Source organism: Streptomyces graminilatus (assembly GCF_001418565.1).
Lineage (GTDB): Bacteria > Actinomycetota > Actinomycetes > Streptomycetales > Streptomycetaceae > Streptomyces > Streptomyces graminilatus.
The window spans coordinates 38601-52416 of sequence record NZ_LIQQ01000124.1; the positions used below are offsets into that span (position 1 = coordinate 38601).

Here is a 13816-nt window from a genome sequence, read left to right on the forward strand (position 1 = left end):
GTGTGAAACGGCCCCCGCCGGGCCGAAGTCGCGCTAGCGTCCCCGCGTGACGATCAGACGATCCGCTCTCCTCATCGGTGTGGGCGACACCCCACGTGCCGCGTCGCGGTTCGGTCCACTGACGGAGGCGGTGGCGTGCGACCTCGAAGCGATGAGTACGCAGCTTGCCGCGTCAGGATATTCCGTCCGCACCCTTGAGCAAGGCGACGACGGACTGGTCAAGAAGAACGACATCACCACGGCGTTGGAGCAGGCGGCCCAGGAGGATTGCGACCTGCTGCTCGTGTACTTCACAGGGCACGGGGTGCATGTGATGGGCGCCGACTATCTGGTTCCCGGCGATGCCGTTGCCCCGGGGCCAGGGCTTGCGTGGTCGCCGGGGCAGATCGAGTCGCTGCTCTCCCTCGACATGACGCGCTACCTGAGGGGATGCCGGGCCCCATCGGTCATCTACGTGGTGGACGCCTGCCGTGACAGCGGCCCGGACGACGACTCTGCGGGCTTTGGCGCCGCCACCGTCCACGCCCCGTCGACGCGTCTCGCGCTACTGGTCGGCTGCGACCGCGGGCAACGGTGCCATTTCGACGACACGGGAAGTCACTTCACCCGTGCGCTCTCCGAAGCCCTGGGCCCCTACGCCCCGCAGCGCACCCTCGACGCGGTGTTCCGCCAGGCCAAGCAGCGCACCGCCGACTACGCGGTGCGCTCCGGTGAGCAGCACCCCCAGGTGAGCTGCGCGCCCGGCGACGAGGCGCTCTCCGCCTTCCCCGAGCTGTGCGTGGGCACCGAGATCCCGCTGCGCTGGCGCGAGGACGTGGAGAAAGCCCCCTTGTGGAGCGCCGGACCGGGCGAGGACGGCCCCGACTCGGCCATGCGCGAGCGCATCGCCGAGTTCGCGCGTGCGTGCGCCATCTCCGTCCTCAAGGACCGGCGTCGCTTCGACGACCCCTGGAACGACCCCGGGCTGCCCACCCGCACCGTGCGCCGTGTGATGCCGGAGCTGCTGCGGGGCGGCTCCGACCGCTCTCCGGTGGAGACCGGCCTGCTGGCGGCGCTGCCGTTCCTGCGGGAGGCCATGTGGGCTCGCAAGCTCAGCCGCCTGGCCGACGCGGACCCCTTCGACCTCGATCCGGTAGGCCCGGACAGCAACCGTTCCAAAATGCGCACCGAGCTGCAATACGTACACGAGAGCCATCCCCAGCTGCTGCGCAAGGCTCGCGGCCACGGCCGTCGGGGCGAGACCGAGTCGCACCGGGCGCTGGCGGCCTGGCTGGCCCATCGCTGGGTGGCCGAGCAACTCGTCGACCTGCCCGACTCCGGCGGCCAGGAACTGATCGGACTGCTGGCCAGGGCACTGCTCGGTCCGGGGCAGGATCATGAGGAGCAACTGAACGAAGTCTACTGGCTGTTGGCGAACAGTATCCGGTTCCTCGCGGACGACCCCGTCGATCTGCCCTCGTACAACCGGCATCTGGCAGGAGCACCCACAGCCCTCACCACCGCGGAGGAACGGTGCCAGGTACGGCTGTGGAGCGTGTTGGGTCTGGTCCGCCTCGGCGGTCTCCTCGCCGCCGACGTACGGCAGTTCCCCGACGTACTGCCCGATCACGTGGGTGTGGCGGACCCGGTCCGGCCGCCCGATGTCGTACGCATCCTGCACGACCAACTGGAGTGGGCCAACGAGGGCGACGACCTGCATCTGAATATGCTGTGCCCGCATCCAGCCCTCCACGAGGGGCTGACGGATCTAGCGCTGCGCGCGGACCGCGCGCTGCGCGCCCTGCACGATGCCCGGGAGCAGCGGCGCAGCGACTTCCCGGACCGGCTGCCGGGCCGGGTCACCACCCGCGATCTGCTCCCCGCGCGCCGGCCGCAGTCGGGCCAGTCGGAGGAACGAGCCTATTCGACGCCGCTGTTGCGCTTCGCACTGGCTCAGGACGAGATTCGTGAACTACTGATGGGGCATCAGCTGTACGGGGACCGGTCTCTGGCCGTGAGGGAGTTGTACCAGAACGCCGCTGACGCCTGCCGCTACCGCGAGCTGAGGTGGAAGTACCTCAGCCGCACGGGCGGTGCCCCCTCCAACTGGACCGCCGAGATCCGCATCACCCAGGGCCGCGAACCGTCGAAGGACGGCCGCCCGGGCCGGGCGTACATCGAGTGCCGCGACAATGGAGTCGGCATGGGCCGGGCCCAGTTGGAGCAGACGTTCAGCCGGGCGGGCCGCCGCTTCTCCCAGACCCGCGCGTTCCGCCAGGAGCAGGCCCGCTGGCTGGAGGAGGACCCGGCCCTGCGCCTCTATCCCTACAGCCGGTTCGGCATCGGCGTACTCAGCTATTTCATGATCGCCGACGAGGTCATCCTGGTGACCCGGGAAGTGACCGCGAAGGGTTCGATCGCCGAAGCGCTGACCGTCGACATCTCGAGCAGCAGCGGTCTGTTCCGGATCCGGGGGTACGAGGACAAGGACGGCGGCGATCCGATGCGGGACGGGGGTACTCGGGTCCGGCTCATGCTGAGCGAGCCCGAGTGGGACAACGAGTTGGTTTCCGCGCTGGAGGTGCTGAAGCATCAGGTCCGGCTGAGCGAGTACGAACTGGTCCTCACGGAGGAGGACAACACCCCTCTCGTGTGGCCTGCGGGGGAACTGCGGCATCCCGCGCCGAAGGACGACCCCGATCCCGTTCCACCGCGCACCACCACCCGGGGCTCTGTCTGGTGGGTGACCAACCAAGGCATGGTGCTCGCCGACGGCATCGTCACCTCGCAGGAACCCTTCGGGTATGTCGTCAATCTGACCGGCCCGCAGGCGCCCCAACTCAGCGTCAATCGCAACAGCCTGCTGAGCTGGGACCGCCCATGGGCCAGGGAGCAGGTGGAGCGGGCCACAGCCGACCTGCCCGAGTGGGCGGGGCTGGACCTCGAATGGCTGTGGCGGTTGGAGAGTTCAGACATCGGGCTCGCCCGGGTGGCGGGCACGGAGCTGGCCGGACGAGGGCTCGTGCTGCCCATCTACCGGAACTCGTCGTACCGTCTGCCGGACGTCTCCCTGGACCACGTCGGCTGGTTCGCCGACGACAGGGATTTCCTGCCGCAGAATCTCAACTCAGGGCCGCCCGGCGGAAATGACGTCACTCGCCCGTGGCGTCTGGCGGTTCTGCGCGGCCAGGGCATCCAGGTCGACGACACTTTCAGCTCGCAGGCGGTGCTGCCCAAGGACCTGTCCGGGCATCCTGTTCCGCGCCCGGGTGACAGTAGCCTCATCGCGCAGGCCTCGGGCGATGCCCGCTCCCTGGTCGGGTACGCCTTCGACCACCAGCGGACCATCACCGATTCCCTTCGCGACCTGCGACGTTACGCCATACTCGGGCCAAGACTCCGGGTGCCACCTGTCGCGGTGGACAGGATGCCCGATCTGGAGTTCGTGCCCGAACGCGTCGACCGGGACCTGCTGGAGTGGATGTACACCTGGAACCAGCCGGGCCGGGCGGAGCGGCAGCCAGCAGCGGGAGCGCTGCTGTCCATCTCGGCCTACAGCGGCCTGGACATCGGCCACCTGCTGAAGCGCTGCCACCGGTACGCACCGCTGGGCCTGAAGGTGCCCGCCGTGCCCGCTGCCCGCATCTTCACCCGGGTCGCGACGACCAGGGACGCCGAGCTCCTGTCCGGATGGTCGGAGAACGACCGTACGTACTGCGAGGAGGGCCTGCCCAGAGATGTCCTGCCCTTCCACATCGCCCGGCTGGCAGAGCAACTCGGTCTCACCAGCGCCGAAACACTGGCAAAGCTGCGGGCCTGGGAGTTCCTCGGCTACCGGCTTCCCTCGGAGGACCAGTTGCTCGCGTCTGCCCCCAGCGCCGCCCAGTGGAATCTCTTCCGCCGCTTCTGGAACCCGCGGGAGGACAGGTCGGCTCCGAGCCTCCCCTCCTTGCTGATCGAGGCCACACGTCGCCAGATGACGATCACCGCTCTCCTCCAGTCCGTCGGCGACCTCGCCGGACAGGCGGGCATGCGTCTGCCCGACCTGGACGGAGAGGCGGCCGGACTTCCCGCGATGGAGGACAACGACCTGAAACTCCTCACTGTCAACGAGGACCTCAACACTCCGCTGCCCGATCGTTCGATCTCCATCGATTTCTTGGCCCTCTGTCACGCGCCTGGCGGTCAGCTGCCAGGCCTTGGAGGCGACCTGGACGAGGAATCCTGGGAGGTCTTCGTCTCGCGAGTGCGCCGGGTGGCGGCACTCGGCATGGCTGTTCCCGACGACCTCGAACCCCTTCGGCACTGGGTGGAACTCTCGCCCCGCAACCGCATCGCTCTCCTCGCCAGCAGCATCGATCCAGCGGTTCCGTGGACGGCGGCCACCCTCGTCTCGGTGGCGGGCGAGCTGAAGGAGTCACTGGGTGACAGCCTGAGCCGGCTGGCCGCTCACGGGCCCAAGCTCGGGAAGCACGTACCGAGCCTTCCCGACGGGGCCACCCTGCTCAGCCCGAGCACGGCCGAATCCGACCTGATGACGGAACTCAGGGGACTAGAAACCGGTGAGCCTCTCCAAACCGTCTGGATCGACATCACACCGTTCGATCTGGCGAGGTACGCCTGCAACGCTGCCCTCACCGTCGACGAGGCCCTCGACCGGCTGGCCCCCTACCGCGCCCTCGGCGCTCAGCTCCCCGAACTCACCGACGAGCAGCGCGTCCTGGTGACCGGGCTCAAGCCCGGCCGGCGCGACCTCCTCGCCCTGTCCGATGCCATGGCCGGCGAGAAGCCACGCGACCCTTCCCCCGTCAAGCCCCTGGAACTCGTAGCCCTGGCCGCCCGTCTTGGCCGATCCGCCCAGCAGGTGCACGAGCGACTGAGCCGCTACGAGCCTCTCGGCGTCGTCATGGAGGTCCCGGACGCCCCCGATGTCCTCCCTCTCTGGCAGGACCTCATCCTCCTGACCGAGGGCCTCAACGGACAGGAACCCGCCCTGCAAGGCACCGTCTCCGCGGCACGGATCGAGGCGCTGGCCCGCGAACTGGACTCCACCAGTGACTGGGTGACAGGGCGCCTGCTCGTCTACGCGGAAATGTTCCAGCTGCACATCGCCCCGGCCGAGAGTCCCGCCAACCCGAATGAACCCCAGGAGCAGCCGTCTTGAGTACCCCTCCCCACAATCAGGACCTGCCTTACGCCCAGGTCGACGCCGGCCTCGTCAACGACACCTTCCAGGTCACCGCGGACCCTGCCGGGGTCACCGTCACCGGCATCTGCCCTCGCTGTGACGGTCGTACCTCGACCACACTCCCGCTGGGAATCGCGGGCACGAAAGGCCTGTTCAGCTCGAAGGACAGGGTGCCGACCCCGGCCGAGCAGGCCGATGCCAAAGCCGCCGAGACGTTCTTCTGCGAATGCGGTTTCGCGCACACAGGGCAGCCGGAGAACACTCACTTCGAGGGCTGCGGCGCCCAGTGGAAGGTCAAGCCATGAGCGCCGGCGTCGACCGCCGCTGGGCCGAACTCGCCCGGGAACTCGAGTTCAGCCAGCTCGACCAGCTCCGCAAGCAGGCGGAGGGCTGGCGCAACGGACTGGTCGGGCTCACCGCTCTGGTCACCGTCCTCGCCGTCCTCAAGGGGCGCGACGACCTGACCAACCTGCCCTCACCCTGGCAGACCGTCGCGACCATACTGCTGGGCGCGGCCTATCTCTTCCTCGTGGCAGGTTCGCTGGTCACCGTACGCGCCTCCTACGGAAAGCCCGGTGACCTGCTTCATCTCGGCGGGCAGTCGCTGCGCAAATGGACCCTCACCGAGATCCGGCGGGTACGTCGGGCGCTGTACCTCAGCATGGCCGCCTTCGCCCTTGGCATGACTCTCGTAGCGGCCGCCGTCGGTGTCTCCTGGACCCACACCGAAGAGTCCACCGCCGATCTCGTCAAGGTCACCACCGCCACAGCTGACTTCTGCGGGCAGCTCGTGTCGTACACCCCTTCAAACGTCACCCTCCTCCCCACCACCGGAGACACCGCCAAGCCCCTTGTCCTCCGCACCGCACAGGTCCGGAAGATCACCCCGGCGACCGGCTGCTGATCCCTCCCGGACGCCGATGCCCACCCCGGACGGCCGGCCCGCGGAGCCCGGCATCCGCGACCTTCGTCGGGTACGTCAGGCCGGAGACCGACTCCCCCTCCCGCGTCGCCACGCCGGTGTCGATCAACTTCACGGAAGCTGTCACCGATCCGGCCGCGGTCCAGCAGGCGATCACCGTGACTGCCGCTGAATTCCCGGTCCCGCCTCTTGACGACCGGTGCCACCGGGAGCACATTGGGCCCACTTTGAGAGCGCTCTCAAGCAATCTCGAAGGCGCCCCCACACCCCCCACCCCGTACCCGAAGAGGCACCCATGAGGGACACTTCAGGCACCTCCCCCACGTCAGGTCCGCCCGTCGGACGCCGTCCCCTGCGTCGCGGCCCCCTGCGCCGCGCCCCCCTGCGTCGCGCGCTCGTCGCCATAGGTGCCGTGATCAGCCTCGCGGCAGCCGCCGTGTCGGTGGCCAGGGCGGACGCGCCCGCGCCTCCGTCCGGCTGGACGCAGGTCTTCCTCGACGACTTCAACGGCGCCGCCGGGACCGGCGTCTCCACCGCCAACTGGCAGTACTCCACCGGGACTTCGTATCCGGGCGGCCCCGCCAACTGGGGCACCGGCGAGATCGAGAGGATGACGAACAGCACCACCAACGTCTCGCTCGACGGCAACGGCAACCTCCGGATCACCCCGGTGCGCGACTCCGCCGGGAACTGGACCTCGGGCCGCATAGAGACCAACCGCACCGACTTCCAGCCCCCGGCCGGTGGCAAGCTGCGCGTCGAGGCCCGTCTCCAGGTACCGAACGTCACCGGCGCCGCCGCCCTCGGCTACTGGCCCGCGTTCTGGATGCTCGGGGCGCCCTACCGGGGCAACTTCCAGAACTGGCCGGGCGTCGGCGAGCTGGACATCATGGAGAACACGCAGGGCCGCAACACCATCTGGGGCACCATGCACTGCGGCACCAGCCCGGGCGGCCCCTGCAACGAGACGACCGGCATCGGTGGTACGACCACCTGCGCCGGCACGACCTGCCAGGCCGGTTTCCACACGTACCGTATGGAGTGGGACCGCTCGGTGAGCCCGGAGGCCATCCGCTTCTACGTCGACGGCACCAACTACCACACGGTGACCGCGAACCAGGTCGACGCCACGACCTGGGCCAACGCCACGAACCACGGCTTCTTCGTCATCCTCAACGTGGCGATGGGCGGCGCCTTCCCGGCGGCGTTCGGCGGTGGCCCGGACGCCAATACCGTCTCCGGGCGACCGATGGTCGTCGACTACGTGCAGGTGCTCCGGTCGACCACCGGCGGCGGCGATCCGACCACGCCCCCGCCGGCCGGGACCCGGGACGCGTACAGCGCGATCCAGGCGGAGTCGTACGACAGCCAGTCGGGCACCAGTACGGAGAGCACCACCGATACCGGCGGCGGCCAGAACATCGGCTCGCTGGCCAACGGCGACTGGGCGCTCTACCGGGGCGTCGATTTCGGCTCCACGGCTGCCACCCAGTTCGTCGGCAGGGTCGCGAGCGGGGCGAACGCGGGCGTGAGCGGGCTGGTCGAGGTGCGCCTCGACAGCCGTACGAGCACACCGATCGGCAGTTTCTCGATCGGCAGCACGGGCGGCTGGCAGCGCTGGCGGACGGTCCCGGCGAACATCAGCGCCGTCACCGGCACCCATGACGTCTATCTGACCTTCACCAGCGGCCAGGCGCAGGACTTCGTGAACGTGAACTGGTTCACCTTCGGTCACTGAGACCGTCGTACGAGCAGCCGCCGAGGGGCGGGACCACCAGGGTCCGCCCCTCGGTCCGTGTGCGTCGGGAGCGTCGGGAGCGCCCTTCCGCCGTCAGTGAAGGCGTGCGTGGCGGTCGCGGCGGGTGGCGGTCCGGCCTGGTACCGCTACGTCGGTGACACAGGACACCAGGACCCCCTTCGCCGGGAACGCGGCCGGGGCCGCGCGGGAATTCCTCTCCGCCGGGCGCGGTTGATCCGAACGCCAGAAAGAAGATGATCACAGTGACCACCGAAACGATCACCCTGCCGGCCGCCGACGCAGGGCCGGCCGACGACTGGGACAACCCGCTGCGCGACCCCGGCGACCGCCGACTCCCCCTGATCGCGGGCCCGTCCGGACTCGTCATCTTCGGGGTGACCGGCGACCTGTCCCGCAAGAAGCTGATGCCGGCCGTCTACGACCTCGCCAACCGGGGTCTGCTCCCGCCGGGCTTCTCGCTCGTCGGGTTCGCCCGCCGGGACTGGGAGGACGAGGACTTCGCGCAGATCGTCCACGACTCGGTGCGCGACCACGCCCGTACGGAGTTCCGTGAGGAGGTCTGGCAGCAGCTCGCCGAGGGCATGCGGTTCATCCCCGGCGACTTCGACGACGACACCGCGTTCGAGAAACTGCGCGCGACAGTCGACGAGCTGGACGCGTCCAGGGGTACGAGCGGCAACTACGCCTTCTACCTCTCCGTACCGCCGAAGTCCTTCGAGAAGGTCGTCCAGCAACTGAAGAAGCACGGACTGGCCGACGCGCCGGAGGGTTCCTGGCGACGCGGGGTGATCGAGAAGCCGTTCGGGCACAACCTGGCCAGCGCGCGTGAGCTGAACCGGGTCCTGCACGACGTGTTCGACCCGGAGCAGGTCTTCCGGATCGACCACTACCTCGGCAAGGAGACCGTCCAGAACATCCTGGCGCTCCGCTTCGCCAACCAGATGTACGAGCCCGTCTGGAACCGGTCGTACGTCGACCACGTACAGATCACGATGGCCGAGGACATCGGCATCGGCGGCCGGGCCGGTTACTACGACGGCATCGGGTCGGCGCGTGACGTCATCCAGAACCATCTGCTCCAGTTGATGGCCCTGACGGCCATGGAGGAGCCGATCGCCTTCGACGGCGAGTCGCTGCTGACCGAGAAGCTCAAGGTCCTCAAGTCGGTGAAGCTGCCCGAACACCTGGGCGAACACACCGTGCGTGGGCAGTACGCGAGAGGCTGGCAGGGCGGCGAGGAGGTGCCCGGCTACCTCGAAGAGGACGGCATCGACGCGCAGTCCAGCACCGACACGTACGCGGCCGTCAAACTGGAGGTCGACAACCGCCGTTGGGCGGGCGTCCCCTTCTATCTGCGGACCGGCAAGCGGCTCGGGCGGCGCGTCACGGAGATCGCGGTCGTCTTCCAGCGCGCCCCGCACTCCCCGTTCGACTCGACGGCCACCGAGGAACTCGGCGCGAACGCGATCGTCATCCGCGTCCAGCCCGACGAGGGCATGACCGTGCGGTTCGGTTCCAAGGTCCCGGGTACGTCGATGGAGATCAGGGACGTCACGATGGACTTCGCCTACGGCGAGTCCTTCACGGAGTCCAGCCCGGAGGCGTACGAACGGCTCATCCTGGACGTCCTGCTCGGCGACGCCAATTTGTTCCCCCGTCACCAGGAAGTGGAAGAGTCCTGGAAGATCCTCGACCCGATCGAGGAGTACTGGGGCACGCACGGCAGGCCCGCGCAGTACTCCTCGGGCAGTTGGGGCCCCGAGGAAGCCGACGAGATGCTCGCACGAGACGGACGGAGCTGGCGCAGGCCATGAAAATCGACCTCACCGACACCACGGCAAGCAAGATCAACAAAGCACTGGTGCAGGGGCGGCGCGCCATCGGCACCCCTGCCGTGGGCATGGTCCTGACGATGGTGATCGTCACGGACGAGGAGAACGCCTACGACTCGATCAAGGCCGCGGAGGACGCCTCGCACGAGCACCCCGCGCGCACCCTGGTCGTCATCAAGCGGCACGCCCGCAGCCCGCGCGACCGCACCAACTCCCGCCTCGACGCCGAGGTAAGGGTGGGCGCCGACGCCGGCACCGGCGAGACGGTGATCCTGCGGACGTACGGCGAGGTGTCGGACCACGCCGACTCCGTCGTCCTGCCGCTGCTGCTGCCGGACGCCCCGGTCGTCGTCTGGTGGCCGGTGAACGCCCCCGAGGTGCCCGCCAAGGATCCGCTGGGCGCGCTGGCCCAGCGCCGGATCACCGACATGTACGCGGTCGAGCGGCCGCTCGTCGCCCTGGAGGCCCGGGTGCGTTCGTACGCGCCCGGCGACACCGACCTGGCGTGGACACGGCTCACCCCGTGGCGCTCGATGCTCGCCGCTGCCCTCGACCAGGCCCATACGAAGATCATCTCGGCGGCCGTCGAGAGCGAGGCGGAGAACCCGAGCGCCGAACTGCTGGCCCGCTGGCTCGGTGCCCGTCTGTCCGTGAAGGTGGACCGCGTGGTCACCGCGGGCCCGGTCGTCACGGCCGTGCGCCTCGGCACCGACAAGGGCGAGATCGTCATCGACCGCCCCGAGGGCCCGCTCGCCACGCTCACCCTGCCGGGCCAGCCCCCGCGCACGCTCGCGCTGAAGGTGCGGCCCACGTCCGAACTCATCGCCGAGGAGCTGCGGCGCCTCGACGCCGACGAGATGTACGCGATCGCCCTGCGGGGCGACGCCGCCACGGAGACCCCCAGTGCCGTCTGACTCCCCCGTCGCCCCCGTGGCCACGCCTCGCACTCTTCGTCACGCTCAGGAAGTGAACTGACATGCAGATTGGTCTGATCGGTCTCGGCAAGATGGGCGGCAACATGCGCGAGCGCATCCGCCGCGCCGGCCACACCGTCATCGGCTACGACCGCAACCCCGAGGTCTCCGACGTGGGCAGCCTCGCCGAACTGGTCGAGGGGCTCGAAGCGCCGCGCGTGGTCTGGGTGATGGTCCCGGCGGGCGCCGCCACCCAGTCCGTCGTCGACGAGCTCGGCGGGCTCCTGGAGTCCGGCGACACGGTCGTGGACGGTGGCAACTCCCGCTGGACGGACGACGAGAAGCACGCCGAGGAGCTGGGCGCCAAGGGCATCGGCTTTGTCGACGCCGGTGTCTCGGGCGGTGTGTGGGGGCTCCAGAACGGCTACGCCCTGATGGTCGGCGGCGACAAGGAGCACGTCGAGCGGCTCCACCCGATCTTCGAGGCGCTCAAGCCCGAGGGCCCGTACGGCTATGTCCACGCGGGCAAGGTGGGTTCCGGGCACTTCTCGAAGATGGTCCACAACGGCATCGAGTACGCCATGATGCAGGCCTACGCCGAGGGCTGGGAGCTGCTGGAGAAGGTCGACTCCGTCACCGACGTGCGCGAGGTCTTCCGCTCCTGGCAGGAGGGCACCGTCATCCGCTCCTGGCTCCTCGACCTCGCCGTCAACGCCCTCGACGAGGACGAACACCTGGAGCGGCTGCGCGGGTTCGCGCAGGACTCCGGCGAGGGCCGGTGGACGGTCGAGGCGGCCGTCGACAACTCCGTGCCGCTGCCCGCGATCACGGCGTCCCTCTTCGCCCGGTTCGCGTCCCGGCAGGACGACTCCCCGCAGATGAAGATGATCGCGGCACTGCGCAACCAGTTCGGCGGCCACGCCGTCGAGTCCAAGGAGTAGACAGCCGTGGGTGACCTTCTCCTGGTCCGCCACGGCGAGACGGAGTGGAGCGCGTCGGGACAGCACACGAGCTGGACCGACCTGCCCCTCACCGCGCACGGTGAGGAGCAGGCCAAGTCCCTCGTCCCGCTCCTCGCGAAGCGGACCTTCGCACGGGTGGTGACCAGCCCCCTCCACCGCGCCGTCCGCACCGCCGAACTCGCCGGCCTGTCCGGGATGTCGACCGATCCGGACCTGCACGAGTGGGACTACGGCGGGTACGAGGGTGTGACGACCGCCGAGATCCAGCGCACCCGGCCCGGCTGGTTCCTGTTCACGGACGGGGTGGCGCCCGGACCCGACGGGCATCCGGGCGAGTCGCCCGAGGACGTGGGCCGGCGCGCGGACCGCGTCCTGGCCCGTGTCGCGTCCGCGCTCGGGGAGGGTGACGTGATCCTGGTGGCCCACGGGCACTTCCTGCGTGTCCTGACGGCCCGTTACCTGGGGCTGCCGCCCGCCGACGGACGGCTGTTCCAGCTCGCCACGGGCACCGTCAGCAGACTCTCGACGGAGCACGACCGCCCGGTGATCGCTGACTGGAACTCCCGCTGGAACACGGAGAGTTGAGCAGCCGCTCGGCCTGGAGCGGGCTGAAGTGCCGATCGGGTCCGGGGCGTTGCCCCCGGACCCGATTGACATGTGCGTGCACGGCGCGTCAGAGTCGCCCCGATGGAGATCACCGATCTGACAGCGGCCGAAGCGCGGGTGTGGCGGGCCTTCCACAAGGGCGAGACCGTGGACTTCCGCGAGGGCGACGCGGAGGCCGACGACCCGGCGGGCGGCTACGGCTGGGGACCGGAGCGCACGGTCCGCGCCTCCGTGCTGCGGGCCCTGCTGGTCGGCACCGCGCGGGAGGACGGCGAGATCCCCATGCTCCGGCTGTCGGGCGCCCGTGTCACGGAGCAACTGCGGCTCGAGTACGCGGTGGTGGACCACCCGCTCCATCTGCGGTACTGCCACTTCGACGAGTCCCCCGACCTCTACGGCACCCGGTTGCGCCAACTGAATCTGCGCGGCTCGGTGCTCCCCGCGATCAACCTCGCGAGCACCCGGATCGACGGCCCGCTGCGCATGTCCTACTGCCGGGCGCGGGGGACGGTGCGGCTGGCGGGCGCGGAGATAGCGGGGGCGCTCTTCCTGGACGGGGCCGAGATCACCGCGTGGGACCCGACCGAGCCGGTGCTCCAGCTCCATCAGGCCGTGCTCGGCGACGGTTTCGCGGCGCCCGGGCTGCGGGTGCGGGGCGAGGTGCGGCTCGACGGTGCCACGGTGGGCGGTTCGATCGGCCTGGACGACGCCGAACTGGTCAACCCCGGCGGGCACGCCCTGTGCGCACGGTCCCTAGAAGTGCGGGCCGACGTGCGGGCACGGGGTCTGCGCACCCAGGGCGGCCTCGACCTGCGCGGTTCGCGTATCGCGGGCTCGCTCGACTTCACTCGGGCGCGGTTGTCCAACCCCGGCGGTACGGCTCTGCGGGCCAGCAGTTGCGCCATCGGTGAGTTGTGGCTGTACCGGTGCGCGCCGATCGAGGGACGGCTGCATCTGCGCCGCTCCCGGATCGACGTACTGGGCTTCGAGTCGGAGGTCGCCCCGGGCGAGGTGCTCTTCAACAACCTCAGCTACACGGCGCTCAATCCGACCGAGCCCGCCCACCTCCGTCTGCCCTTGCTCGAACGCGACGGCGACGGCTATGTCCCGTACGCCTACGAGCAGTTGGCCGCCGCCTACCGGCATGCCGGCGACGACGGGGCGGCCCGTCTGGTGCAGCTCGCCAAGCTGCGCCGGCACCGGGCCACCCTGTCCTGGCCCGGCCGGGTGTGGGGCCACCTCCAGGACATCGCCGTCGGCTACGGCTTCCGCCCGCTGCGTGCGGCCGTCTGGCTGCTGTCGCTGCTGGCGGCCGGTTCCGTCACGTACGCCCTGCACCACCCGCACCCTCTCAAGGCCGACGAGGCCCCGGAGTTCAACCCGGTCTTCTACACCCTCGACCTGCTTCTCCCGGTGATCTCCTTCGGTCAGGAGGAGGCGTTCGCGCCCACGGGCGGCTACCAGTTCCTGTCGTACGTCCTCGTCCTGACCGGCTGGCTCCTGGCCACGACCGTCATCGCCGGCGTGAGCAGGAGCGTCGCCCGGCAGTAGGACGTTCGGGGTGGGTGAGGCCGGGGGTGTTTTCGCCCCCGCCGCCCTTTCCCGTCCCGTCCCTCAGGGGCTGCGCCCCCGAACCCCCGCTTCGGCCCTGAAC

10 protein-coding genes are annotated in these 13816 nt (G+C 69.7%); all 10 read left to right on the forward strand.

Features of this window, described 5'->3' with window-relative positions; all coding sequences use genetic code 11:
- Positions 1 to 46 precede the first annotated feature (46 nt).
- The 10 genes from AOK08_RS11940 to AOK08_RS11985 all read left to right on the forward strand — a co-directional run bounded on the left by AOK08_RS11940 (position 47) and on the right by AOK08_RS11985 (position 13713).
- Complete coding sequence (locus tag AOK08_RS11940) at positions 47 to 5143, forward strand: wHTH domain-containing protein (protein ID WP_055525479.1); 5097 nt, start codon at positions 47 to 49, stop codon at positions 5141 to 5143.
- Positions 5140 to 5472 carry a hypothetical protein gene (locus tag AOK08_RS11945; RefSeq protein WP_055525480.1) on the forward strand — a complete coding sequence of 111 codons (333 nt, stop codon included), beginning with the start codon at positions 5140 to 5142 and terminating at the stop codon, positions 5470 to 5472. Before AOK08_RS11940 ends, AOK08_RS11945 begins: the two co-directional genes overlap by 4 nt.
- On the forward strand, positions 5469 to 6071 hold the full coding sequence (locus AOK08_RS47200; RefSeq protein ID WP_055525481.1) for a hypothetical protein: 603 nt from the start codon (positions 5469 to 5471) through the stop codon (positions 6069 to 6071). The genes AOK08_RS11945 and AOK08_RS47200 overlap by 4 nt, the downstream gene beginning before the upstream one ends.
- Positions 6071 to 6388: an Ig-like domain-containing protein gene (locus AOK08_RS48870; protein ID WP_422125733.1), complete on the forward strand. Its 318-nt coding sequence runs from the start codon at positions 6071 to 6073 to the stop codon at positions 6386 to 6388. The genes AOK08_RS47200 and AOK08_RS48870 overlap by 1 nt, the downstream gene beginning before the upstream one ends.
- On the forward strand, positions 6385 to 7827 hold the full coding sequence (locus tag AOK08_RS11960; RefSeq protein ID WP_241826923.1) for a glycoside hydrolase family 16 protein: 1443 nt from the start codon (positions 6385 to 6387) through the stop codon (positions 7825 to 7827). Before AOK08_RS48870 ends, AOK08_RS11960 begins: the two co-directional genes overlap by 4 nt.
- A 263-nt stretch (positions 7828 to 8090) precedes the next feature.
- The gene (zwf, locus tag AOK08_RS11965; protein WP_422125732.1) at positions 8091 to 9662 is read left to right on the forward strand and encodes a glucose-6-phosphate dehydrogenase; all 1572 of its coding nucleotides are present in this window, start codon (positions 8091 to 8093) and stop codon (positions 9660 to 9662) included.
- Positions 9659 to 10594, forward strand: a complete 936-nt coding sequence (gene opcA, locus AOK08_RS11970) for a glucose-6-phosphate dehydrogenase assembly protein OpcA (RefSeq protein ID WP_055525484.1) — start codon at positions 9659 to 9661, stop codon at positions 10592 to 10594. The genes zwf and opcA overlap by 4 nt, the downstream gene beginning before the upstream one ends.
- 62 nt (positions 10595 to 10656) lie before the next feature.
- Positions 10657 to 11535, forward strand: a complete 879-nt coding sequence (gene gnd / locus AOK08_RS11975; RefSeq protein ID WP_055525485.1) for a phosphogluconate dehydrogenase (NAD(+)-dependent, decarboxylating) — start codon at positions 10657 to 10659, stop codon at positions 11533 to 11535.
- Between the two features lie 6 nt (positions 11536 to 11541).
- Positions 11542 to 12141 (forward strand): histidine phosphatase family protein, encoded by a 600-nt coding sequence (locus tag AOK08_RS11980; RefSeq protein WP_055525486.1) that lies wholly within the window; start codon positions 11542 to 11544, stop codon positions 12139 to 12141.
- 102 nt (positions 12142 to 12243) lie between these two features.
- The gene (locus tag AOK08_RS11985) at positions 12244 to 13713 is read left to right on the forward strand and encodes a hypothetical protein (RefSeq protein WP_055525487.1); all 1470 of its coding nucleotides are present in this window, start codon (positions 12244 to 12246) and stop codon (positions 13711 to 13713) included.
- The last annotated feature ends 103 nt before the right edge of the window (positions 13714 to 13816 follow it).

Excerpts from the sequence above, each read along its gene's own strand:
- AOK08_RS47200 (WP_055525481.1), top strand. The coding sequence starts at position 5,469 with ATGAGCGCCGGCGTCGACCGCCGCTGGGCCGAACTCGCCCGGGAACTC.
- AOK08_RS11960 (WP_241826923.1), top strand. The coding sequence starts at position 6,385 with ATGAGGGACACTTCAGGCACCTCCCCCACGTCAGGTCCGCCCGTCGGA.
- opcA (WP_055525484.1), top strand. The coding sequence starts at position 9,659 with ATGAAAATCGACCTCACCGACACCACGGCAAGCAAGATCAACAAAGCA.
- gnd (WP_055525485.1), top strand. The coding sequence starts at position 10,657 with ATGCAGATTGGTCTGATCGGTCTCGGCAAGATGGGCGGCAACATGCGC.
- AOK08_RS11985 (WP_055525487.1), top strand. The coding sequence starts at position 12,244 with ATGGAGATCACCGATCTGACAGCGGCCGAAGCGCGGGTGTGGCGGGCC.